Annotated in this window: 20 protein-coding genes; 11 read left to right on the top strand and 9 right to left on the bottom strand. The window is 70.7% G+C overall.

Annotated features, from left to right (window positions below):
- Positions 1–1204 precede the first annotated feature (1204 nt).
- On the top strand, positions 1205–1549 hold the full coding sequence (locus G9Q41_RS11215) for a hypothetical protein (RefSeq protein ID WP_165632570.1): 345 nt from the start codon (positions 1205–1207) through the stop codon (positions 1547–1549).
- 22 nt (positions 1550–1571) lie between these two features.
- Here the strand turns inward: G9Q41_RS11215 and G9Q41_RS11210 are convergent, their stop codons facing one another.
- Together G9Q41_RS11210 and G9Q41_RS11205 are read right to left on the bottom strand one after the other, a co-directional pair.
- Positions 1572–2489: a hypothetical protein gene (locus G9Q41_RS11210; RefSeq protein WP_165632571.1), complete on the bottom strand. Its 918-nt coding sequence runs from the start codon at positions 2487–2489 to the stop codon at positions 1572–1574.
- Positions 2486–2803, bottom strand: coding sequence for a hypothetical protein (locus G9Q41_RS11205; protein ID WP_092520555.1), 318 nt, complete (start codon positions 2801–2803; stop codon positions 2486–2488). The genes G9Q41_RS11210 and G9Q41_RS11205 overlap by 4 nt, the downstream gene beginning before the upstream one ends.
- Before the next feature lie 180 nt (positions 2804–2983).
- Here G9Q41_RS11205 and G9Q41_RS11200 point away from each other — a divergent pair, with 180 nt between their 5' ends.
- Positions 2984–3952, top strand: coding sequence for a quinone oxidoreductase (locus G9Q41_RS11200; RefSeq protein WP_165632572.1), 969 nt, complete (start codon positions 2984–2986; stop codon positions 3950–3952).
- Positions 3953–4022: 70 nt separating this feature from the next.
- Here G9Q41_RS11200 and G9Q41_RS11195 read toward each other — a convergent pair whose 3' ends face one another.
- Positions 4023–4388 (bottom strand): group 1 truncated hemoglobin, encoded by a 366-nt coding sequence (locus G9Q41_RS11195; RefSeq protein ID WP_165632573.1) that lies wholly within the window; start codon positions 4386–4388, stop codon positions 4023–4025.
- 293 nt (positions 4389–4681) lie between these two features.
- On the opposite strand from G9Q41_RS11195, the gene G9Q41_RS11190 reads away from it, so the two are divergent.
- Both G9Q41_RS11190 and G9Q41_RS11185 read left to right on the top strand, forming a co-directional pair.
- Positions 4682–6355, top strand: coding sequence for an allantoin permease (locus G9Q41_RS11190; protein WP_165632574.1), 1674 nt, complete (start codon positions 4682–4684; stop codon positions 6353–6355).
- Between the two features lie 378 nt (positions 6356–6733).
- Complete coding sequence (locus G9Q41_RS11185; protein WP_165632575.1) at positions 6734–7429, top strand: DedA family protein; 696 nt, start codon at positions 6734–6736, stop codon at positions 7427–7429.
- Positions 7430–7462: 33 nt separating this feature from the next.
- On the opposite strand, the gene G9Q41_RS11180 is transcribed toward G9Q41_RS11185, so the two are convergent.
- Positions 7463–8545 carry a DUF2157 domain-containing protein gene (locus G9Q41_RS11180; protein WP_165632576.1) on the bottom strand — a complete coding sequence of 361 codons (1083 nt, stop codon included), beginning with the start codon at positions 8543–8545 and terminating at the stop codon, positions 7463–7465.
- 359 nt (positions 8546–8904) lie between these two features.
- Here G9Q41_RS11180 and tkt point away from each other — a divergent pair, with 359 nt between their 5' ends.
- The 6 genes from tkt (at position 8905) to pgl (ending at position 17233) form a co-directional block, all read left to right on the top strand.
- On the top strand, positions 8905–10974 hold the full coding sequence (tkt, locus tag G9Q41_RS11175) for a transketolase (RefSeq protein ID WP_165632577.1): 2070 nt from the start codon (positions 8905–8907) through the stop codon (positions 10972–10974).
- A 54-nt stretch (positions 10975–11028) separates the two neighbouring features.
- On the top strand, positions 11029–12135 hold the full coding sequence (tal, locus tag G9Q41_RS11170; RefSeq protein ID WP_165632578.1) for a transaldolase: 1107 nt from the start codon (positions 11029–11031) through the stop codon (positions 12133–12135).
- Positions 12136–12280: 145 nt separating this feature from the next.
- Positions 12281–13906 (top strand): glucose-6-phosphate isomerase, encoded by a 1626-nt coding sequence (locus tag G9Q41_RS11165; RefSeq protein ID WP_092520539.1) that lies wholly within the window; start codon positions 12281–12283, stop codon positions 13904–13906.
- Between the two features lie 29 nt (positions 13907–13935).
- Complete coding sequence (zwf, locus tag G9Q41_RS11160; protein WP_092520537.1) at positions 13936–15465, top strand: glucose-6-phosphate dehydrogenase; 1530 nt, start codon at positions 13936–13938, stop codon at positions 15463–15465.
- Positions 15462–16436 carry a glucose-6-phosphate dehydrogenase assembly protein OpcA gene (gene opcA / locus G9Q41_RS11155; RefSeq protein ID WP_092520534.1) on the top strand — a complete coding sequence of 325 codons (975 nt, stop codon included), beginning with the start codon at positions 15462–15464 and terminating at the stop codon, positions 16434–16436. Before zwf ends, opcA begins: the two co-directional genes overlap by 4 nt.
- Positions 16433–17233 (top strand): 6-phosphogluconolactonase, encoded by an 801-nt coding sequence (gene pgl / locus G9Q41_RS11150; protein WP_165632579.1) that lies wholly within the window; start codon positions 16433–16435, stop codon positions 17231–17233. Before opcA ends, pgl begins: the two co-directional genes overlap by 4 nt.
- A 263-nt stretch (positions 17234–17496) precedes the next feature.
- Here the strand turns inward: pgl and rraA are convergent, their stop codons facing one another.
- From rraA to G9Q41_RS11135, 3 genes are read right to left on the bottom strand one after another with little or no spacing between them, the layout of a single operon-like run.
- Entirely contained in the window at positions 17497–17976 is a 480-nt protein-coding gene (gene rraA, locus G9Q41_RS11145; protein WP_165632580.1) for a ribonuclease E activity regulator RraA, read from the bottom strand.
- A 19-nt stretch (positions 17977–17995) separates the two neighbouring features.
- Entirely contained in the window at positions 17996–18661 is a 666-nt protein-coding gene (locus G9Q41_RS11140; RefSeq protein ID WP_165632581.1) for a 4'-phosphopantetheinyl transferase superfamily protein, read from the bottom strand.
- A complete protein-coding gene (locus G9Q41_RS11135) occupies positions 18658–19527 on the bottom strand; it encodes a metallophosphoesterase (RefSeq protein WP_165632582.1) in 870 nt (289 codons plus the stop codon). Before G9Q41_RS11135 ends, G9Q41_RS11140 begins: the two co-directional genes overlap by 4 nt.
- A 205-nt stretch (positions 19528–19732) precedes the next feature.
- Here G9Q41_RS11135 and G9Q41_RS11130 point away from each other — a divergent pair, with 205 nt between their 5' ends.
- Complete coding sequence (locus G9Q41_RS11130; protein WP_165632583.1) at positions 19733–20110, top strand: hypothetical protein; 378 nt, start codon at positions 19733–19735, stop codon at positions 20108–20110.
- Between the two features lie 103 nt (positions 20111–20213).
- Here the strand turns inward: G9Q41_RS11130 and G9Q41_RS11125 are convergent, their stop codons facing one another.
- Complete coding sequence (locus G9Q41_RS11125) at positions 20214–21041, bottom strand: ESX secretion-associated protein EspG (RefSeq protein WP_165632584.1); 828 nt, start codon at positions 21039–21041, stop codon at positions 20214–20216.
- Positions 21042–21208: 167 nt separating this feature from the next.
- A complete protein-coding gene (locus G9Q41_RS11120; protein WP_207630933.1) occupies positions 21209–22723 on the bottom strand; it encodes a hypothetical protein in 1515 nt (504 codons plus the stop codon).
- Positions 22724–22727: the final 4 nt, after the last annotated feature.

Raw genomic sequence — 22727 nt, 5'->3', positions numbered from 1 at the left:
TCTCACTGTACTCGGTGGAGATCAGCAGTAATCGCTCCTCGTGCTGGTAGAAGAAGAGCGTCGTCTCCCGCACTCCCTCGGGGTGCTGGATCTCCCGGCCCGCCACTTCGAGAGCACCACCTGCGGAGACTTCACCCGTGTTCTCCGTGGCCTCTCTGAGTGCCGTACGCGGAACGGTGTCCACACTCGAGCTCGTGCTCGCCGAGGCACCCAGCGAACGCGGTTCCACGACGTTGCGCGCGTCGTCCCCTCGGAGATGCCGTAGCGCGGTGTCGAAGAGCTCGTCACCGCCGATCTCGTTGATCGCTTCCTCGGGAACATCGGCTTGGAGAGCATTCACACTCACAGCTGCACTCGCCGGTTTCTTAGCTCCAGCCAACAAGCCGAATCCGACGATGGCCCCCAGCGAAGCACGCAGAAAAGCACGACGTGGTTTTCCCGCACCTCGCGGCATTCCACCCAGCGAGTTTCCTAGAATCCCCAGAACTTGCGCCGTTCCTCGCGGACCGAGGTGTTTCGTCAGCACCGGCCCCATGCGCCAACCGGGCCATGCTTCGACGGAATCGCCACGCACACGCACCAGAGTGGGCGCCCACGGCGCATTGTCCCCCAGAGCCTCTTGGCGCCACCGCCGCATATCCGGCGAACTCAGCGGAACGACGCTGAGACGATCCCCCACCACGTGTTCGATATTGTGCGCGACGTTGTTGCACCGAACACAAGCAGCGTCGAATCCCAGTACGTAACGTTCGTTGTATCTTTCGCTGTCTCTTCGCACGTTTTCCCCTCAGTTGAAGATCATCCAACGACGGGGGGGGGCACTTTAGTGACAATCACACCATCGAGACCACACCCTGCAGCACGTATCACTCGATCAGAGTAACGACTCCTACAGACCGGCTCAGATTTTCTCACCTCTGGCAAAATTGGGAAATACTGTACACACCGCTCACATTCGGCTTTGTTCGGCCACTGCTGTGCTCGCCTCCGGTGCCGGACCACGGCAGCGCCGTGATCGGTTCGTTCAACACTGAAACAATAGGCCGCACCGACGTACGAGGGCAAGTCGACGGGATCGCCCTGCGGGACCGGGAGTGACCGACCTCCGGTTACACGAAGCGGACGAAGCAGCTACTGTGCGGGGTCGGCGCGGTGGCGCCGTGCCGCGGAAATCGACAACCGCAGCGTTCGGGAGCAGCAGCACATGGACGAGGACCTGCCAACCCCGGAGCAGCGCGGCCTGCACCAGCACGCCGCGCTGGAAGTGCTGGCCGAGGTGACCCACCAGGGGCGCCGAGGCGGGCTGACACCGCTGGACTGGACGGTCAGCACCACCGGCGCGCGGTTGCTGGGACAGGTGCCTCCCTGGAGTCGGCAGCGCGCCGACGTGCTGCACCAGTGGGCCACGCTGCTGGACGCGCAGCTGCTGTCCGACGACGGCACCGGCAACCGGCTGTCCGCCGTCGCGCGCGTCTCCGGAGCTTCCCGGACCGTCACCATCACCCTGACGAGCACGGTCGACGAGATCGCCGCCCTCCCCGAGTCGTGAGCAACGACTCCGGAGCGCGGGCTCACTCGGCGCGGTGCGCGAGCTCGGAGCGCACGGCCGAGGCGAACCGCAACGGCGCGGCGCGGTCGGCGAGAGAGAACCCGAGCCGGGGCTCGGTCAGCTCCAGCTCGAGCAGCATGGGCGCGCCGTCCTCACCGCGCACTAGGTCCACCCGCGCGTAGAGCAGCTCGCGACGGGTGATCCCGAGCAGCGCGCTGGTGGCGTCGAGCACGTCCTCGGCGGCCCGGCGCAGTTCCGGGGCGGGCTCGGTGGCAAAGGGCCCCTTCGCGAGCCCGAGCTCGCCGGAGTCGTCCGCTGGGTCCAGCAGCGGCCCCTTGACGAAGCCGTGCGAGTACACCCCGCCGAAGAAGACCACGGCGGTCTCCCCCTCGCGGTCGACGGCGGGCTGATAGGGCTGAACGAGCGCGGCCACGCCCTCCTCGTGCAATCCGCGCAGGTGCCGCACGGCCTCGGCGCGCTGCTCCGGCAGGAAGCGAACCGCTCCCCTGGAACCCGCTCCGACGCTCGGCTTGACCACGAACTCCCGATCGGGCCAGTCCACGGACTCCGCCGCCCCGCCCGGCTCACCCGGTTCGACCACCTCGGTGGGGGTCACCGGGACCCCGGCGGAGATCAGTTCGCCCAGGTAGCGCTTGTCGGTGTTCCAGCGCACCACCGAGGCGGGGTTGGCCAGCGCGGGCACGGACTCGCACCACTTCAGGAACTCGTCCCTGCGGTTCGTGTAGTCCCAGGTGGTGCGCAGCACCACCAGGTCGGCCTCGGCCCAGGGGCGGGACTCGTCCCACACGGCCCAGTCGGCGCGCAGCCCGAGTTCGGCCAGCGCGTCCGGCAGCAGCGCCTCGTCCACACCGGTCTCGGGCCGGTCGGCCGAGGTGGCCAGCAGCACTTCGCGGTTCGGAACGTCGCCGGTCCCCCTCATCGCGCGCGGGGTCCCGCCATGCGCCTGCGGTGGCCGGGGCCAATGGTCAGCGCCGCGGTGGTGTCGGCGTCCCACTCGCTGCCGTGCAGCCCCTCGACCTGCTCCACCACCGACTCCCCGGTGGCCTGGTCGGGCACCATGACATCGCCCAGCGCGCCGTCCGCGCCGATCAGCACGATCCGGGCCCCGCCCCGCCCGAGGTTCTCGACCACGGCTCGCGCCGATTCGCCGTGCCCGGAGACGAAGCGCCGCGCCGTCTCCACCGCGCGCCGGGGTGCCTGCTGTTCGGTGTCGCTGTTCTGCTGCGTCGCCACGTCGCTGATCCTAGGACGTGCGTGCGGAGTTGACGCGAGCACGTGGTCCACGCCTCCCCGGTGTATCGATCCGGTCCGAGCACGCCCGCGGGCCGCGGTGAGCGGGACGTGGCATGATCGACGGCCGCGAACGTCCGTCCGCGCACGCATCGTAGGCTGCTCGACCGGGAGGTTTTTCCAATGCGCGCTGTCCGTATCGCGGAACACGGCGGCCCCGAGGTCCTGCGCACCACCGAGGTCGCCGAGCCCGAGACCGGACCGAACGACCTGCTGGTGGACACCACGGCCTGCGGTGTGAACTTCATCGACACCTACCAGCGCAGCGGCAAGTACTCGGTCTCGCTGCCCCACGTGCCCGGTTCCGAGGGCGCGGGCACCGTGGCCGCGGTCGGATCCGGGGTGACGGGATTCGCGGTGGGCGACCGGGTGGCCTGGGCGATGTCCCCCGGCAGTTACGCCGAGCGCGCAGCGGTCCCCGCGGAGAAGGCGGTGAAACTGCCCGCCGCGCTGGACAGCCGCACGGCCGCCGCCGCCATGCTGCAGGGGCTGACGGCGCACTACCTGATCTCCTCCACGCACGTGGTCGGGCCGGGAACCGTCGCGCTGGTGCACGCCGCCGCCGGGGGCATGGGCCTGCTGCTGACCCAGTGGATCACGCGGCGCGGCGGAACCGTGATCGGAACGGTCTCCACCCGGGAGAAGGAACAGCTCGCGCGGGAGGCCGGGGCCGGCGAGATCATCCGCTACACCGAGCGGGAGGTCGCCGAGGGAGTGCGGGAGGCCACCGGCGGTCGAGGCGTGCACGTGGTCTACGACGGGGTCGGCGCGGACACTTTCGAGGCGAGCCTGGCCTGCCTGCGCCCCAGGGGGACGCTGGCGCTGTTCGGCGCCGCGAGCGGACCGGTCCCCCCGTTCGATCCCCAGCGGCTCAACTCCGCGGGATCGCTGTTTCTGACCCGCCCCACGCTGGCGCACCACATGCTCGACCGGGCCGAGCTGGACTGGCGGACCGGCGAGCTGTTCGACATGATCTCGCGCGGTGAGCTCAACATCCGGATCGGGGGCGACTACGAGCTGGACGAGGCGAGCCGGGCCCACGAGGACCTGGAGGGCAGGCGCACCACGGGCAAGCTGCTGCTGAAACCCTGAACCTCGGTTCGGCTGAGCGAAGAGCCGCAGTCCCGCGGTGCCTGCCGTCACCGGCGCCGGTGGCCGGTGCTCACCGGGTCACCGCGGGAACGGTGATCACGTCCCTGGCCAGCGGAGCCACGGCGAACAGGATCTCGGACAACGAGTCCTCCGAGACCGCGCTGTCCCGCAGCGCATCGGCCAGGCAGCCGATGACCAGGCCGTACTCGTCGTAGTGGATTCCGGGGTCGGTGCTCGAATCCTCCCGGCCGGTGGGAGCGGGCTCGCCGCGCAGCGCCGCGGTGAACAACCGCGTCTGGTGCTCCCGCAGCAGGTGGATGTTCGTGCCGTGGAAGTAACCGGCCAGCCTCGGTTCGGACAGTGCCTTCTCGTAGAACCGGGTGACGACGTCGCTCACGACGCCTTCCCCGCCCATCTGTTCGAGGACCGTGCGCATCGCTTCCTCCCGAGGTCGAATCGACGATCACCACCCAGTGAACCCCACTCACTTTTCGGGCGCGTAATTCCCGCGTGAACAGCCGACGTAGAGCTCACTCCCGCGAGCGAGCCACGCACGCACCGCGACTACCGGAAGCGGAACACGACGGAAACCTTCCGGAAGCGAGCGGGTAACCACGAGCGCGCAGACTCTCCCGGCATCGATCAACGGGGCCGGAGCCCGCGCGTCCAGCAGCACGCGCTCGGCGTTTCCCGGCCCGCTGCCGACGAGCAGCCGGAAGGAGCGTGCCATTGACAACTCGGCGAACGGCGAACGGCGCGGAGCACGCGGGCGCCAAGAGCGACGAGACGCTGGAGGACTACACCCTGCGGTTCGCCCCGCGCCGGTACCGTCGCTGGAGCCCACCGGTGGTGGCGACCACCGCCCTCGGCGGAATCGCCTACCTGGCCGACTTCTCGATCGGCGCCGGGATCGGCCTCGCGCACGGAACGATCAACGCCCTGCTGGGGATCGCGGTGGCGGCTCTGATCATCTTCACCACGGGGTTGCCGATCGCCTACTACTGCGCCAGGTACAACATCGACCTGGACCTGGTCACCAGGGGATCCGGCTTCGGCTACTACGGATCGGTGCTGACCGCGATCGTCTTCGGCAGCTTCACGTTCATCTTCTTCGCCACCGAGGGCGCGATCATGGCCCAGGGGCTGTGGCTGGGGCTCGGCGTTCCGCTGTGGCTGGGCTACCTGATCACCACCCTGGTCGTGATCCCCCTGGTGATCTACGGCATGTCCGCGCTGAGCAAGCTGCAGGTCTGGACCACGCCGGTGTGGCTGCTGCTCATGGTGGCCCCCGTCGGTTACCTGGTGGTGAGCGACCCCGGCTCCGTCGGGGAGTGGCTGGCCTTCTCCGGGAACGAGGGCGCGGGTGAGGTCAGCGCGGCCGCCGTCTTCCTCGGCGCGGGCGTGGCGCTGTCGCTGATGGCCCAGATCGGCGAGCAGGTCGACTACCTGCGCTTCATGCCCACCCGCACCCCGGAGAACTCGCGCGGGTGGTGGCTCTCGGTCATCGCCGCAGGCCCCGGTTGGGTGATTCCGGGCGCGCTCAAACAGGCCACCGGGGCCTTCCTCGCGTTCTTCGTCCTCGGGCTGGCCGGCACCGAGGTCACCGAACCGGTGCGGCAGTTCCTCGGGGTCTACGAGCTGTTCGCGCCTGCCTGGCTGGCGGTTCCGCTCGCGGTGGTCCTGGTCGTGGTGAGCCAGCTCAAGATCAACGTCACCAACGCCTACTCCGGATCGCTGACCTGGACCAATTCGGCCACCCGCCTGACGAAGCGCTATCCCGGGCGCACCGTCTTCGTCCTCGGGAACCTGGCCGTGGCCCTCGTGCTTATGGAGGCGAACATGTTCGCCTTCCTCGACTCGGTGCTGAGCTTCTACGCCAACACCGCCATGGCGTGGGTGGTGACGGTGGCCTCGGACATCGTGCTGAACAAGCACGTGCTGCGGCTCTCCCCGCGCGTTCCCGAGTACCGCAGGGGGATGCTGCACCCCGTCAACCCGGTGGGGGTGGTCTCGTTCCTCGCCTCCAGCGGCCTGTCCATCGCCGTGTACTTCGGTGCCTTCGGCCCCGGCGTGGCGCCCTACTCCCCCATCGTCGCCGTGCTCGTCGCCGCGCTCGCACCCCCGATCGTCGCGCTGATCACGCGGGGCAGGTTCTACCTGCGCCGCAGCGACGACGGGATCGCGGAACCGCGTTTCGACTCCGCGGGCGCTCCGGTGGACACGCTGTACCGCTGCCACGTCTGCGAACAGGACTTCGAGCGACCGGACATGCTGGCCTGCCCCAACCACGACGACGTCGTGTGCTCGTTGTGCGTGACCACCGATCGCTCCGGATCCCACCTGCTGCCGGAGCAGTCCGCGGAGACGGCCGGGCCACGGGAACCACTTCCGACCCGGAGCTGACGGAGGTCACCGCGGCGCTTCGCGTGACGGGCCACGTGCCCGTCACGCGGGCAGGCCCCGGATGCGGGGCATCTCGGGCAACGACGCTCCGTCCGTTCCGTCCCGTGGTCGAGCGAGCACGGACGCGGCGGGCGGAGCGCGCAGCGGAAATGTCGAATTCGACATACCCGAAAAATCACTAGTACCCGATTCCCGACGTCGTATCGCGATTCCCGCCGCCGCTTCCGGCGGCGAGCGGAGTTTCCCTCCGAAGGCGTTCCCCCGCGAAATCGCGCAGAATGGCGCGAGCGCAGCGCGCATCTCCGAAAACCACGCGCTGCGCTGTGTATGATCGCGGCGGCAGTTCCGGCGCGACGATCTCGATTCAGGAGCGGACGCATGTCGTTGGTTTCCGACACGTTGGACACGCTCTCGGCCCTACCGGCCGGGCTGATCCTCCTCGTCGCCGGAGCCATGGCATTCGCGGAATCCGGTATCGGAATCGGGATGGTGCTGCCGGGGGAGACGCTGGTGCTGGTGGCCAGCGCCTCCGTGGACAACGGAGCGCTGCTCGGCGCGCTGCTGCTCGTGGTCACGATCACGGGATCCGCCGGGGACCACGTCAGCTATCTGCTGGGCAGACGCTACGGCCCCGCCCTGCGGAACACCTCGGTGGTCCACCGCATGGGCGTGTCGCGCTGGGACCAGGCCATGGGCGCGATCGACAGGAGCGGAGCGGTCGCGATCTTCCTGACCAGGCTGGTTCCCGTGGTGCGGACCTTCGCCCCCGCAGCGGCGGGCGTCTCCGGGCTCCGCTACCGCCGCTTCCTGCCCGCCTCGCTGACCGCAGCCGCGCTGTGGGCGACGGTTTACGTCTGCGCGGGAGCCCTGGCCCGCGCCTCGCTGGAACAGGCCGAGAGCGTTCTCGGAACCGTGGGCTGGGTCGTACTCGGTTTGCTGGTCGCGGCGGGAATGGTGTTCTACGCCGTGCGGCGCGGCAGCGCGAGAAAGCACGCGGAATCGTGCGCGCGGACCGAATCGGCGGTGCAGCTCGAAAATCCGATCAACGCCGCCCGCGAAAAAGATCCCTCCTGAGCCCGAACCACCGCCCCGGTCCCGGGATGCGGGTCACCGCTGGTGTCCCGCCCTCCCCGAGGTGTCGCGCTCGACCCCGCCTCCGCGCTTGGCGCGCCGCATCCCGACGGCCCCGCCGAACAGCAGCACCGCACCGAGCACCACCACGATCAGCGCGCCGAGCAGGTCGCTGTCCACCAGATCGGACAGCCCCTCGCCCACGAGCAGCATCGCGCCGATCAGTCCGCCGACGAGCAGCACGGGATCCCGGCGCCGCGCGAAACCGGCCAGCAACGCCATCGCGACCAGCGCCAGGACCGGATAGCTCCACAGCTCGTAACTGCCGCCCAGCGGCCAGTGGGCGCCGAGCAGCAGGATGATCACACCCAGCGCGAGCGCGAGCCGCGGCGCGACGAAGAGCCCGCGCAGCGCGAGCGCGAGCCGCGGCGCGACGAAGAGCCCGCGCAGCGCGAGCGCGGTCCAGACGATCCCGAGGGCCAGCAGCGCCAGCGCGGTGATGTTGTGCGCGGAGAGGAACGTCCCGTCGTGGTAGGGGCTGTACTCGGGGCCCACCCACAGGTTCGCGAACTCCCGCACGACCGCCACCGCCGCGATCGCCACGGCCAGCAGGCCCGGAACCGCGGGCAGCGCGAGATAGCCGAGCAGCGCGACCACCAGAGCGGTCCCCACGGCGGGCAGCAGCGTGCCCTGGTCCGGAGTGCCGATCCCGACGGCCGTGCCCGCGGTGAGCGCGGCGAGCGCGAACAGCGTGGCCACGATCCGTGCCCGCACCCCGGGATCACGCGCCCGCTCGCGCAGCCCGCGCCCGCCACCGCCCAGGTAAGCGCCGATCAGCGCGAACACGATCGTCAGCCCCACCATGACGCCCACTCGGGCCGGCCTGGCCAGCGTGTCGTGCAGTCCCGAGACGAGCACGAGCCCGCCGACGAGCATCAGCGCGGCGCCGAGGTAGCCCGCGATCTCCACGAGCACGTTGCGCGCCCTGGCGGAGTCGCGCGCTCGGCCCTCCGCCTCGACGGCCTCGACGGCGGCCCGCGCCTGCTGCTCGGTGAGCTCGCCGGCGGCGACCAGCTCGTACAGCGCGTCGCGTTGTCCGCGGCTGAGTGCTCCGGCCACGGTTCTCCCCCATTCGTTCGAGCGCCCGCCGGAACGACGATCCCCCCATTCCGGGACGATCCGATCGTCCCCGCTCGCGGGCGGCGAGTCCATCCCCCGGAAGTGATCCTCACCTCGCTCGGTAACCGCGACAAGTCGCTTCGATCACGGAGCGAGTTCGACGGCGGGTCGTGTCGCCAACGCCACGCCGAACATCGCCCACCGGAACCGGACGGGCCGCGACACGCCGGATCCAGCACGATTACGCTGCAAGTTGGACGAGGGATAACAGCGGAACGAATCGGTCAAGTTCGACCGGATTCACCGCACGAGGGAAACTGGAGCCGCGAGGAGTGTCCGTCACAGACGACCTTGCCCGTTTGACAACCAAACGAGTTCCCGAAGACTGGACCGAGCTGGACCAGCGCGCCGTGGACACGATCCGCGTTCTGGCGGCGGACGCCGTCGAGAAGTGCGGCAGTGGCCACCCCGGCACCGCGATGAGTCTGGCTCCTGCCGTGTACGCACTGTTCCAACGAGTGCTGCGGCACGACCCCAACGACGCGAGCTGGATCGGCCGGGACCGCTTCGTGCTGTCGGCCGGGCACTCGAGCCTGACCCTGTACCTGCAGCTCTACCTGTCCGGCTACGGACTGGAGCTGGACGACATCAAGGGCCTGCGCACCTGGGGCTCGGCCACCCCGGGGCACCCGGAGTACGGCCACACCACCGGCGTGGAGACCACGACCGGACCGCTCGGCCAGGGGCTGGCCAACGCGGTCGGCATGGCGATGGCCGCCCGGCGCGAACGCGGCCTGTTCGACCCGGACGCCGAGCCGGGCGAGAGCGCCTTCGATCACCAGATCTACGTGCTCGCCTCCGACGGCGACATCGAGGAGGGCGTGACCTCCGAGGCCTCCTCGCTGGCAGGCACCCAGCAGTTGGGCAACCTCACGGTGATCTACGACGCCAACGAGATCTCCATCGAGGACGACACGCACATCGCCCTGTCCGAGGACACGGCCAAGCGTTACGAGGCGTACGGCTGGCACGTGGTCACCGTCGACGGCGGTGAGGACGTGCAGGGCTTCCTGGACGCCGTCGAGGCCGCCCGCGCCGAGACCGACCGGCCGAGCATGATCGTGCTGCGCACCGTGATCGGCTACCCGGCGCCGAACAAGATGAACAGCGGCAAGGCGCACGGCGCCGCGCTGGGCGCCGAGGAGGTCGCCGAGGTCAAGAAGGCCCTCGGCTTCGACCCCGAGAAGTCCTTCGAGGTCTCCGAGGAGGTGCTGGCCCACACCCGCTCGGTCGCCGAGCGCGGCAGGGCCTCCCACGAGAAGTGGCAGATCGCCTTCGACGCGTGGGCCGATGAGAACCCGCAGCGCAAGGCGCTGCTCGACCGGATCAGCGCCAGGCAGCTGCCCGAGGGCTGGACGGACGCGCTGCCGACCTGGGAGGCCGACGGGAAGGGCATCGCCACCCGCAAGGCCTCCGCCGAGGTGCTGGCCAACCTCAAGGACGTGCTGCCCGAGCTCTGGGGCGGTTCCTCCGACCTCGCCGAGAGCAACAACACCACGATGAAGGGCGCCGACTCCTTCGGCCCCGAGAGCATCTCCACGGGCATGTTCCCCGCCCAGCCCTACGGGCGCACGCTGCACTTCGGTGTCCGGGAGCACGCCATGGGATCGCTGCTCAACGGCATCGCGCTGCACGGGGGAACCCGTCCCTACGGCGGCACCTTCCTGATCTTCTCCGACTACATGCGGCCCGCGGTGCGCCTGGCCGCGCTGATGAGCGTGCCCACCATCTACGTGTGGACGCACGACTCGATCGGCCTCGGCGAGGACGGCCCGACCCACCAGCCGATCGAGCAGCTGGCCAGCCTGCGCGGCATCCCGGGCCTGTCCGTGGTTCGCCCCGCCGACTCCAACGAGACGGCGGCCGCGTGGAAGGCCGTGCTGGAGAAGACCGACGGCCCCGCCGGACTGGCGCTGACCCGCCAGGGCGTTCCGACGCTGGAGGGCACCGACCGCGCTGGAGTCGCCCGGGGCGGCTACGTGTTGGCCGAGGCCTCCTCGGGTACCCCCGAACTGGTGCTCACAGCGACCGGTTCCGAGGTGCAGTTGGCAGTGGAGGCCAGGAAGATTCTGGAAGCCGAGGGCGTTGCCACTCGTGTGGTGTCGATGCCGTGCGTCGAGTGGTTCGACGCGCAGGAGGACGACTACCGCGAGCAGGTGCTGCCGTCCTCGGTGCGCGCGCGGGTCTTCGTCGAGGCGGGCATCGCCCAGTCCTGGCACCGCTTCGCCGGCGACAACGGTGAGATCGTCTCGCTGGAGCACTTCGGCGCTTCGGCCGACTACAAGACGTTGTTCAACGAGTTCGGCATCACGACGGACGCCGTGGTCGCGGCCGCGCGGCGGAGCCTGAGCAGCGTGCGCTCCGGCTGAGCCCACGGGCGCACGCCCACCGACCCGCAATGCTGCGAACGACGGAGGTAACTAGTGAGCGGCAACAGCAACCTGCAGGCGCTCAGCGACGCCGGTGTGGCCGTCTGGCTGGACGACCTGTCCAGGCAACGGATCAACTCCGGCAACCTCGCCGAGCTGATCAGGGACTACAACCTCGTCGGGGTGACCAGTAACCCCACGATCTTCGCGAGCGCCATGTCCAACGCGGAGGACTACCGCGAGCAGATCAACGAGCTCGCCGCCCGCGGCGCAGGCGTGGACGAGGCCGTCCGCGAACTCACGACCAGGGACATCCGGGAGGCCGCCGACGTCTTCCGCGACGTGCACAAGGCCACCGGCGGCGAGGACGGCAGGATCTCGCTCGAGGTCGACCCCCGGCTGGCGCACGACACCGAGGGCACGGTCACCGAGGCCCTGGAGCTGGCCAAGGCCGTGGACCGGCCGAACATGTTCGTCAAGATCCCGGCGACGCCGGAGGGGCTGCCCGCCATCACCCGCACGCTCGCCGAGGGCGTGAGCGTCAACGTGACGCTGATCTTCTCGGTGCAGCGCTACCGGGAGGTCATGGACGCGTTCATGACGGGCCTGGAGCGGGCCAAGGAGAACGGTCACGACCTCGGTCAGATCCACTCCGTGGCCTCGTTCTTCGTCTCCAGGGTCGACTCGGAGATCGACAAGCGGCTGAAGGCCATGGGCGCTCCCGAGCACCTGTACGGCAAGGCCGCCATCGCCAACGCCCGGCTGGCCTACTCCGCCTACGAGGAGACCTTCACCGGATCGCGTTGGCAGGCCCTGGAGCAGGCCGGCGCCAACCGGCAGCGTCCGCTCTGGGCGTCCACCGGGGTCAAGGAGCCCGCCTACTCCGACACCCGTTACGTGGACGAGCTGGTGGCCCCGCACACGGTCAACACCATGCCCGAGTCCACGTTGTACGCGACCGCCGATCACGGCAACATCGTGGGTGACACGGTTCGTGGCACGGCCGCGGCGTCCCAGGAGGTCTTCGACTCCCTCTCCGCTGCGGGAGTCGACCTGGACGACGTGTACGCCGTCCTCGAGCGCGAGGGCGTGGAGAAGTTCGAGAAGTCCTGGGAGGAGCTGCTCCAGACGGTCTCGCAGCAGCTCGAACAGGCTCGGTAACAGCGGCTGATCCGTCCGGGGTCCGCGGGCCCCGGACGGGCCACCGCCCGGACGCAGGCGGCCGCCCGGTCGGAGGAACCGGCGGCCGCCTGTCAACGTGTGCACCTTTTCGTCATGTGTTGAGGATCGAACGCGAAGGAACCCTATGACGACTGAAACCTCGGCCGAGATCGCCGATCCTTCGCTGGCACGGGAGGCCGAGCCCCTGGTCCAGCGGCTGGTCAACGACCGGGCCGCGAGCAAGCTCGCCGCCGGAGATCCGACGCTCTGGGGAGCGGACGCCGAGCAGGAGGCGGCCGCTCGGCTGTCGTGGACCACGCTGCACGAGACGTCCCGCGGACTGCTCGCCGAGATCGACGCACTGCGCGCGGAACTGCACGAGGAGGGCCTGCACCGCGTGGTGCTCGCCGGCATGGGCGGCTCCTCGCTGGCCCCCGAGGTCATCACCGCGACCGCGGAGACCTCCATGGTCGTGCTCGACACGACGGATCCGGGCCAGGTCGCCGACGCCCTGGAGGGCGAGCTGGACCGCACGGTCGTGGTGGTCTCCTCCAAATCGGGGACCACGGTCGAGACCGACTGCCACCGGCGGATCTTCGAGAAGGCCTTCTCCGAGGAGGGCATCGATCCCGCTCGCCGCATGATCGTGGTGACCGATCCCGGCTCGCCGCTGCAGGAGCTGGCCGAGGAGTCCGGCTACCGCAAGGTCTTCGCGGCCGACCCGAACGTCGGGGGACGCTACTCCGCGCTGAGCGCCTTCGGCCTGGTCCCCGCCGGACTGGCCGGGGCCGACATCGCCGGACTGCTCGACGACGCCGCGGCCGCCTACCCCGCTCTCGCCTCCGACGACGAGTCCAATCCCGCTGTCCGGCTCTCCGCCGCACTGGCCGCCGCCCACGGTAACGGCGCGGAGAAGGTCGTCTTCGCCGACAGCGGATCCGGGATCGTCGGCTTCAGCGACTGGGTCGAACAGCTGATCGCCGAGTCCACCGGCAAGTCCGGGACCGGGCTGCTGCCCGTCCCGGTGGAGAACGTGGAGGCCTCCGGCTTCGCCACGGCGGGCGGGGACGCCACCCCGGTCGCCATCGGCCCGCCGGACGGAACCGCCGCGATCAGCACCCAGGGGCCGCTCGGCGGGATGATGCTGCTGTGGGAGTTCGCCACTGCGCTGGCGGGCAGGCTGATCGGGATCAACCCGTTCGACCAGCCCGACGTCGAAGCGGCCAAGGAGGCCGCGCGCAGCCTGCTGGACGGCCCGGCGGGCGGACCGATCGCCACCCCCGCCGTGGTGGACGGCTCGATCGAGGTCCACCCCTCGGGTGACTGGCTCTCCCCCGGGGTCGGGACGGTTGCCGAGGCGCTGCGGGCCCTGATCACGGCGGCCCCGAGCAGTGGCTACCTGGCCGTGCAGGCCTACCTGGACCGGCTCGACGACGCCTCGATCAGCGTGCTGCGCTCCGAGCTGGCCCGGCGCAGCGGTCTGCAGACGACCTTCGGCTGGGGGCCGCGCTTTCTGCACTCCACCGGTCAGTACCACAAGGGCGGACACCAGAACGGGGTCTTCCTCCAGGTGACGGGCGATCCCGGCTCGGACCTGGATGTGCCCGGACGTCCCTACACCCTGGCCGGTCTGCAGCGCGCGCAGGCGCTCGGGGACGGCCAGGTCCTCGCGCAGCAGAACCGCCCGGTGCTCCGCCTGCACCTGACCGACCGCGCCGCCGGACTGGTGGAACTGGTCAAGGCGGTGCAGGATTTGCGTGCGGCCGGCTGAGGCGCGGATCTAGCAGGAAAGGACGAGACGTGAGCTCCCCTGAGCACAATCCACTGCGCGACCCCAGGGACAAGCGGTTGCCGCGCATCGCGGGACCGGCCGGTCTGACCATTTTCGGGGTAACCGGCGACCTGTCGCGCAAGAAACTGATGCCGGCCATCTACGATCTGTCCAACCGGGGGCTGCTGCCCCCGGGCTTCGCCCTCACCGGAGTGGCCCGGCGGGAGTGGGAGAACCAGGACTTCGGCGACGTCGTCTACGAGGCGGTCAAGGAGAACGCCCGCACGCCCTTCCACCAGGCCGTCTGGGACCGGCTCGCCGAGGGCATCCGCTTCGTTCCCGGCAGCTTCGACGACCCGGGCACGTTCGAGCGGCTGAGCCAGACGATCAAGGAGCTCGACGAGGAGCGCGGCACCGGAGGCAACCACGCCTTCTACCTCTCGGTCCCGCCGGGGGCGTTCCAGACCGTGCTGACCAACCTCTCCCAGTCGGGGCTGGCCGAGCAGAGCGAGGACAAGTGGCGCCGGGTCGTGATCGAGAAGCCCTTCGGGCACGACCTGGAGAGCGCGAAGGAGCTGAACCGGACCGTCAACGAGGTCTTCCCCGAGGACTCGGTGTTCCGCATCGACCACTACCTCGGCAAGGAGACGGTGCAGAACATCCTCGCGCTGCGCTTCGCCAACCAGCTGTTCGAACCGCTGTGGAACGCCCACTACGTCGACCACGTGCAGATCACCATGTCCGAGGACATCGGGCTCGGCGGTCGCGCGGGCTACTACGACGGGATCGGCGCCGCCCGCGACGTGATCCAGAACCACCTGCTCCAGCTGCTCGCGCTGACCGCCATGGAGGAACCGCTCTCGTTCTCCCCCGGTGACCTGCGCACGGAGAAGAGCAAGGTGCTCTCGGCCACCAAGCCGGTCGGGCCGTTCGACCAGACCACGGCGCGCGGCCAGTACACCGGCGGCTGGCAGGGCGGCCAGCAGGTTCCCGGGCTGCACGAGGAGGGCGGTTTCGCCTCCGACTCCAAGACGGAGACCTTCGCGGCGATCACCCTGGAGATCGAGAACCGCCGCTGGGCCGGGGTGCCGTTCTACCTGCGCACCGGCAAGCGGCTCGGCAGGCGGGTCACCGAGATCGCCGTGGTGTTCAAGCGCGCGCCCCACCTGCCGTTCGACGACACCATGACCGAGGAGCTCGGTCAGAACGCGCTGGTGATCCGGGTGCAGCCGGACGAGGGCGTGACCATGCGGTTCGGGGCCAAGGTTCCGGGCACCTCGATGGAGGTGCGCGACGTGACGATGGACTTCGGCTACGGACACGCCTTCACCGAGTCCTCGCCCGAGGCCTACGAGCGGCTGCTGCTGGACGTGCTGCTCGGCGAGCCCTCGCTGTTCCCCGTGAACGAGGAAGTGGAGCTGTCCTGGCAGATCCTCGACCCGGTGCTGAACCACTGGGCCAAGCACGGGTATCCGGAGAAGTACAAGGCAGGAAGCTGGGGGCCACCGTCGGCGGAGTCGATGCTGGCCCGCACTGGACGCGTCTGGAGGCGACCGTGATCGTCGATCTGCCCTCCACCACCACTTCGCAGGTCAACAAGAAGATGGTCGAGCTGCGGGAGTCCGGTGGTGCCGTAGCACTCGGCAGGGTGCTGACACTGGTCATCGTCACCGACGACAGCTCGGAGACCGAGCAGGCCATCCAGGCCGCCAACGAGGCGAGCCGGGAGCACCCGGCCCGGGTGATCGTGGTCGCCAAGGGCGTCCGGCAGGCCGCGGCCAGGCTCGACGCGCAGATCCGCATCGGCGGCGACGCGGGCGCTTCCGAGGTCGTGGTCCTGCGGGTGTACGGCGAACTGGCCGAGGAGGGCGCCGCCTCCGTCGTGCCGCTGCTGCTCCCGGACGCCCCGGTGGTGGCCTGGTGGCCCAACGACTCGCCCGAGTACCCCGCCGAGGATCCGGTCGGGGCGCTGGCCCACCGCAGGATCACCGACGCCGCCGCGGAGCCCGACCCGATCGACGCGCTCGGGGCCAGGGCCAGGTCCTACGTGAACGGTGACACCGATCTGGCCTGGAGCAGGCTGACCTCGTGGCGGGCCCTGCTCGCCGCGGCCCTGGACCAGCCACCGTTCGAACCGATCCGCGGCGCCACGGTCTCCGGCGAGGCCGACTCCCCGTCCACCGACCTGCTGGCGGGCTGGCTCGCCTCCAGCCTGGACATCCCGGTTCACCGGAAGGTGAGCCAGGCGGGGCCGGGGATCGTCTCCGCGGTGCTGGAACGCCCGAGCGGCAACGTCGAGGTGGTCCGCCCGGACGGCAGGATCGGCTACCTCACCCAGCCGGGGCAGCCCGACCGCAGAGTGGCGCTGGAGCGTCGCGCCGTGCGGGACTGCCTGGCCGAGGAGCTGCGCAGGCTGGGACCGGACGAGATCTACGAGAGCACCCTGCGCGGGCTCTCCGAGGTCGTCCGCCAGGACTCGGAGGAGAGCACCGAGGGTTCCGAACCGGTATCGGCGGGGCAGCAGTCATGAGCAACGACGAAGTCATGGTGCACTCCGACGCGGACGTGCTGACCGCGGCCGCAGCCGCGCGGCTGATCACCAGGATCGTGGACGCCCAGCGCGCCCGGGGCGTCGCCTCGATCGTGCTGACCGGCGGCGGCACGGGCATCGGGGTGCTGCGCAAGGTGCGGGAGTCGCCTGCCAACGCGGCCGTGGACTGGTCCGCGGTGAACGTGTTCTGGGGCGACGAGCGCTTCCTCCCCGAAGGGGACGGTGAGCGCAACGAGACCCAGGCGCGCGAGGCGCTGCTGGATCACGTCCCGGTCGATCCGCGCCGGGTCCACCCGATGGCCCCCTCGGACGGCCGGTTCGGTTCCGATGTGGACGCGGCGGCCGAGCACTACGCCGAGGTGCTGGGCGCGCTCGCCGAGGCCGGCTCGGACAGGCCGGTTCCCCGGTTCGACGTGCTGATGCTGGGTGTCGGCGAGGAGGGGCACACCGCCTCGCTGTTCCCGGCCACTCCGTACGTGCGGGACACCGAGCACGTGGTCGTCGGGGTGCACGACTGCCCGAAGCCTCCCGCGGAGCGGATCTCGCTGACGCTGCCCGCGATCGGCTCCGCCGCCGAGGTGTGGTTGATGACCGGTGGCGCGGGCAAGGCCGAGGCCGTGTCGCGGGCGCTGGACGGTGCGCACGCGGTCGACATTCCCGCGGCCGGTGCCCGGGGCAGGGAGCGGACGCTGTGGCTGCTGGACCGGCAGGCCGCTGCCGATTCGGCGGCGGTGACCGCCCCGGCCACGCCGGAGCAGGGCATCACCCCTCCGTGATGCCGCCCGCCGGGGGCATCGCCCCTCGGGACACCGCCTCTCAGGACGCCGTCCGCTGCGGACCGGCTCCGGTGCGGACGGCGTCCTGACCGCCCTCCGGGCCCGCGGTCGTCGGCGGAGCGACGACCGCGGGCCGGGCTCCGGAGCCGGTGAGCCAGGTGGTGCTCGCGTTCCGGTGCCCGCGAGTCCTTCGCCGCGAGATCCCGCCTCCGGTCGCACCCGCACGATTCTTGACGGTTTCGCGCTCGGCCGGAGACGCGTCACTATTCGATCGGGGTGCTGCTGACCACCACCCCGTCGTGATCACTGAGCAGGTACTCGCCGGGCGCGAAGCTGATCCCGCCGAACTCCACGGTCACGTCCGCCTCGCCCGCACCGCTCTTGGAGCTCTTGCGCGGGTTCGTGCCCAGCGCCCTGACGCCGAACTCCATCCCGTCGATGACGGCGGAGTCGCGGATCGCGCCGTTGACCACGATCCCGCTCCAACCGTTGGACCTGCCGAGCTCGGCGATGAGGTCGCCCACCAGCGCCGTGTGCACCGATCCCGCGCCGTCGACGACGAGCACCGCCCCCTCGCCGGGTTCGGACAGCGTCTTCTTGAGCAGCGCGTTGTCCTGGAAGCACCGCACCGTGCGGATCGGTCCGGAGAAGACCTGGCTGGTGCCGAAGCGAAGCAGCTGCAGGTCGCAGCTGCGCACCTCGTTTCCGTCGCGGTCGGCGAGGTCAGCCGTGGTTGTCGTCATGGTCGATCGCCTTTCGTCTTCAGCTGGTTGCCTGGTCGAGCTCACCGGTGCGGACGACCACCGCCGTGGCCACGAGTCCGGCCTCGGACACTGAGCCGCCGGTGAACCCCGTCAGCGTCCCGTGCGCGGTTGCGGCGGGGACGGTCAGCTCCGCGCGGAACCCTCCGTCGGGGTCGAAGCTCACGAACGCGTCGGTGAAGCCGAGCCAGCGGCCGGTCAACGGGAACCACGCCTTGTACACGCTCTCCTTCGCGCTGAACAGCAGGCGGTCCCAGTTCCGGTCCGCGGGCAGCCGCGCCAGCAGCTCCCGCTCCCCCTCGACGGTCACCTGCTCGAGCACTCCCGGGGGCAGCTCGCCGTCGGTCTCGGCGTCGATGCCCAGCGAGCGCACCGCGCCCTCCCGCGCGACGGCGGAGGCGCAGTAACCGGTGCAGTGCGTGATGCTGCCGACCACGCCCTCCGGCCAGAGCGGTTCCCGGTTCGTTCCACTGGGGACGGCGACCTCGCCGTGGCCGAGCCCGGCCAGCGCGCGACGCGCGCAGCCGCGGGCCACGGTGAACTCCCGCCTGCGCTTGTGCACGGCCCTGGCGACGACCGGCTCCTCCTCCGGCAGCAGCCGGGCCCGCGGATCGTCGCCGAACGTCTCGGAGGAGACCACCTCCCCCGGCAGGATTCGCTCGATCACCGGTGGGCCCTCACCAGTTCCTCGAAGGTTCGCTCGTCCGCGGGCGGCAGGATGCTGTGCAGCGGGTTCCCGGGGCCTCCGCGTCTGCGCCACTCCCGCGGGTAACCGAGCGAGACCTCCTCGAAGGGCACCCCGTCGATCCGGTCGGTCACCGGGATGTGCAGGTGACCGTGGACCTCGGCCAGCGCGCGGAACCGCAGGTGCCAGTCGGCGGTGAGCTCGGTGCCGCACCAGATGCCGAACTGCGGGTAGTGCAGCCGTCTGGTGGGGGCGGGGTGCAGCGGCCAGTGCGAGACCAGCACGGTCGGCAGGTCCGCGGGGATGGCCTCCAACCGGGGCAGGGTTCGCCTCACCCGGTCGTGGCACCACGCCGTCCGCGAGTCGTGCGGATCGTGGTGCAGCAGCACCTCGTCGGTGCACACCACCCTGGTCTCGTGGGCGTGTGCCAGGGCTTCCTCGGCGGTGGTGCCGGGGGCGCGGAAGCTGTAGTCGTAGAGCACGAACAGCGGGGCGATCACGACCTCCCGCTCGGCGTCCCGCCACACCGGGTAGGGGTCCTCGGGGGTGGTCACGTCCAGCTCGCGGCACATCCGCACCAGGTGTTCGTAGCGCTCGACGCCGCGCGCGGGCACCTCGTCGTCGGCCGGGGTCCACAGTTCGTGGTTGCCGGGGACCCAGATGACCTTGGCGAACCGCTCGCGCAGCAGTTCGAGGGCCCAACGGATCGTGTCCGTCTTCTCGGCGACGTCTCCGGCCACGATGAGCCAGTCCTCGTCGGTGTGAGGCCTGATCGTGTCCAGCACCGGGCGGTTGTCCCGGTGGGAGACGTGCAGATCGCTGGTAGCGAGCAACGCGGGCGCCGCCATGCGCCAGACCCTACCGGCCGGTCATCGCACGCGGGAGGGGCCGTGCCACACACCGCACCGCTGTTGACAACTGCGCTTCACACTCCCGACGGACACCCGGTCGGAGGTTCCGGAGGGTGATCCGGCGCTGGGATGCGGGGCCCGTGCCCGCTCGTCCCCAAGAACGACTTCCGGCGGTGCGGAATTCTCGTGGCAGGATCGGGTCATGGACGAGGCCGGCGAGCACGAGGATCGGGACGGCTCCGCGTCGGGCGGGGGCGATGTGGACGGCGGGAACGGCGGGGAGGAGCCCGGCGTCGTCGAGACGCTGCGCAGCCATTCTGCGGGTTGGCTGCTGCTGGCCGAGCGGATGCACCCGCAGCAGCATCCCGCGCTGGACGAGCTGGACGAGCTCGGCACGGGCAGCGAGACGCTGCGGGCCGCGCTCGACGAGTTCCGCCAGCAGGCCCTGCTGGTGCACAACGCCATGTCCGCCCAGGCCCGGGCCTACGAGGAGATGCTCGAGGCGGGCGGTCCGGACGATCCCGAGGCCTACGAGAACTACCGGCAGGCCACCGAGTTCCTCAACGACCTCCTCCCTTAGTGGAGGGTCGGCAGCTCGGTCCGCGCGCGTGCGCGCCTGGCGGAGCCTCTCGCGGGCTCCCCGCTGCGGGAGCCCGCGCTCCTGCCGCGTTCCCGGCCGAGACTCACCGAACGGTGGTGATCAGCTCCTCGATCTTGTTGCCGAGCACCCTGGCGTCGGCCGGGCTGAGCGCGTGCACGGGTTCGCCGGTGCTGCCGCGCTCGGTGTGGTCGAGGTAGCGCCCGTCGGGTTCGGCGTTGTCGAACCAGCGCACCACGGTCGAGCGGTGGGTGCGCCCGTTGCGGTCGCGGGCGTTGGCCGCGAGCTGCCCCGCCCGCAGGTGCTCGGCACCTCCGATGGCTCGGTACATCTCCAGCTGGCGGTCCCCGCTGGTGGCGCTGCCCCGCGACGGCGCTGCCCGCTCCAGGAAACCCCGCTGGGCCTGCTCCTGCTCGCCGTCCTCCTTGGGGAAGAAGCTGGCGGGCACCTTCACCGGCCCCTGCTTGCCCGGTGGGGCCGCGGGCAGCGTCGGCAGCAGCGCCTGGGACAGGCTCACCCCTTCGTGCAGCTCGATGGTCAGGGGCCCGCCGTAGCGCTCGGTCTCACCGGGTGGTTGGACACCGAGGACGATCCTGCTGCCCTCGGTGACCGCTGCGATGGTCCGCCAGACGTGTGGCTCACCGACCTGGGGGACCCACAGCGAGTCCACCCACAGGTAGGGCTTGGCCAGCACCGTCAGCATCCGGGCCAGGCTCGGCTCGATCTCGTCGCCGACGATCAGCCCCTGCGCACTCATCGCCTCGTACTCGCGTTTGCCCACTTCGGCGAACTCCTGCTGCGTGTGGGTGTAGGGCGCCACCTCCAGCGGAAGAGCCAGGTCGTCCAGCCCGAGATAACCGTGCACGAAGTACAGGTGCAGCGGGTGCAACTGCCAACGACCCGCGACGGCCAACTTTCTCCCCTTTTTTGTTCCGTGCGGAGCTCTCCGCACCTGATGTCTTCTGATGTCTTGCCCGCGTCTCGCCGGTCGACGTGCGGAACGCCCCCGAGGTGGGGCATCCGCTCCCGAGGGCCGCCCCTCCGAGCGGCACTGCCGGGGCAGCCGCCGATCGTGGCGATTCACTCGATGACCGGCGGGGCGGTTTTGGGCATGTCGTTGAACCACACGTCGTCCCACTCCTCCAGCCAGCTGGGACGCTCGTGCTCCTCTTCCTCACCGCCCTGGCCGCCCTGGCCCGCGCCCATGCCCATGGGCGCACGTCCGGCGCCGCCGCGCCCGGCGGAACTCGCCGCGCTTCCGCCGCCGCCCGCGGCCGGACCGCCACCGCTCTTGACGGCGCCCGTGCCGGAGCGACCGCCCTGTCCGAGGCCGGAGCCCGCTCCGGCTCCTCCCGGACCGCCTCCGGCATAGCCGCCCGCGACGGCGCCACCGCCGGCGCCGGCGCCTCCGGCGGCACCGCCGGCTCCGGGGCCACCCGCGCCTGCTCCGGCCCCGCCCGCGGACGGGGGCGTTACCCAGGCCGATTCGCTGCCCGAAGGCGGCACCGCGGATCCTCCCCCGGGCAGCGTTCCGGTTCCGCTCCCGCCGGGCCGCTGCGACTGGCCGTCCCAGCCGGAACCACCGCCCTGCCCGGTTCCGGGGCCGCCTCCCGAGTAGCCTCCTCCGGGGTAGCCACCTCCGGGGTAACCGGCCGTGCCCGCTCCTCCACCGGAGTAGCCGCCGGTACCACCTCCGGGACCCGTTCCGGGCGGGATGCCCGCGGTACCCGGGTCGTCCGGCTTGGAGTCCCCTGGCGGCGCCTTCTTGCCGTCCAGCTGCCGGTAGGCCGGGACCGTGGTGTCCACATTGCGGTAAGTGGCCCCCAGCACCCGGTCCATGGTCTCCTGGGCCTTGCGCTCGGCCTGCTGGCGCTCGTGCATCTGCCGCAGGGCGTCCGCACCGGCCCCGAGACCGCCGGTGGCGATACCGCTGACCACGGTCTGGCTCACGTCGTGGTCCTGCGGTTCGGGCACCATCGCCTTGACCTGGCCCGCCGCCGAACCGGACTCCTCGATCTTGTTGCCGGTCAGCTGGAAGCACTCGCCGCTGCCGCGGGACCACTTGGCCAGGGGCTGCGCGGACTGCTTGGCCGCCTCGGCCGCCTCGCCGGACCAGCCGCTGTCGATGGCCCTGGTGGCTTCCTCGACGAGCTCGTCGCCGATGGAGCTCAGCTCCTTGCCGATGTTGCGCCACCCCTCGGCCACGGCTGCCGCGTCGGACTGGCTCAGCGTGTTCTGATTGGTGTCGTAGATCCGGCGGTGGTCGTAGGACTGCCAGTTCTCCTGCTGCGTGATCGAGGCGGGGTCGTAACCGGCCGGGGCGTCCAGCCGCTGGTTGCGCTGGGCCAGCTCCTCGCGCAGCTGCTGACCCTGCTCCTTGGCCTTCGCCGCCTGCTCCTGCTGGGCGTTCTCGGCGCGCGTGTCGAAGCCGAGAACGCTTCCGACCTCGTCGCGCACCGTCCCGGCGGCCTCGCTCACCGCGCCCCAGGTGGCGTTGGCGGCGTCACCGACGGCGTCCGTGGCGGTGTCCACCGCGCTGCCGACGGCCTCGTCCACTCCACCGAGCTTCTCGTCCAGCCAGCCCATCACACCCATGACG

Origin of the sequence: Actinopolyspora sp. BKK2, assembly GCF_011291845.1 — a bacterium.
Taxonomy (GTDB): Bacteria; Actinomycetota; Actinomycetes; order Mycobacteriales; family Pseudonocardiaceae; genus Actinopolyspora; species Actinopolyspora saharensis.
The sequence above is the reverse complement of the archived record's forward strand: the minus strand, read 5'-3'. Positions and strand labels throughout refer to the sequence as shown.

What these genes read in the sequence shown, in the direction of transcription:
- G9Q41_RS11165 (WP_092520539.1), top strand. Translation starts at nt 12,281, where the DNA reads ATGACGACTGAAACCTCGGCCGAGATCGCCGATCCTTCGCTGGCACGG.
- rraA (WP_165632580.1), bottom strand. Translation starts at nt 17,976, where the DNA reads ATGACGACAACCACGGCTGACCTCGCCGACCGCGACGGAAACGAGGTG.
- G9Q41_RS11210 (WP_165632571.1), bottom strand. Translation starts at nt 2,489, where the DNA reads ATGAGGGGGACCGGCGACGTTCCGAACCGCGAAGTGCTGCTGGCCACC.
- pgl (WP_165632579.1), top strand. Translation starts at nt 16,433, where the DNA reads ATGAGCAACGACGAAGTCATGGTGCACTCCGACGCGGACGTGCTGACC.
- G9Q41_RS11130 (WP_165632583.1), top strand. Translation starts at nt 19,733, where the DNA reads ATGGACGAGGCCGGCGAGCACGAGGATCGGGACGGCTCCGCGTCGGGC.
- G9Q41_RS11185 (WP_165632575.1), top strand. Translation starts at nt 6,734, where the DNA reads ATGTCGTTGGTTTCCGACACGTTGGACACGCTCTCGGCCCTACCGGCC.
- G9Q41_RS11120 (WP_207630933.1), bottom strand. Translation starts at nt 22,723, where the DNA reads ATGGGTGTGATGGGCTGGCTGGACGAGAAGCTCGGTGGAGTGGACGAG.
- G9Q41_RS11135 (WP_165632582.1), bottom strand. Translation starts at nt 19,527, where the DNA reads ATGGCGGCGCCCGCGTTGCTCGCTACCAGCGATCTGCACGTCTCCCAC.
- G9Q41_RS11200 (WP_165632572.1), top strand. Translation starts at nt 2,984, where the DNA reads ATGCGCGCTGTCCGTATCGCGGAACACGGCGGCCCCGAGGTCCTGCGC.
- G9Q41_RS11215 (WP_165632570.1), top strand. Translation starts at nt 1,205, where the DNA reads ATGGACGAGGACCTGCCAACCCCGGAGCAGCGCGGCCTGCACCAGCAC.
- G9Q41_RS11195 (WP_165632573.1), bottom strand. Translation starts at nt 4,388, where the DNA reads ATGCGCACGGTCCTCGAACAGATGGGCGGGGAAGGCGTCGTGAGCGAC.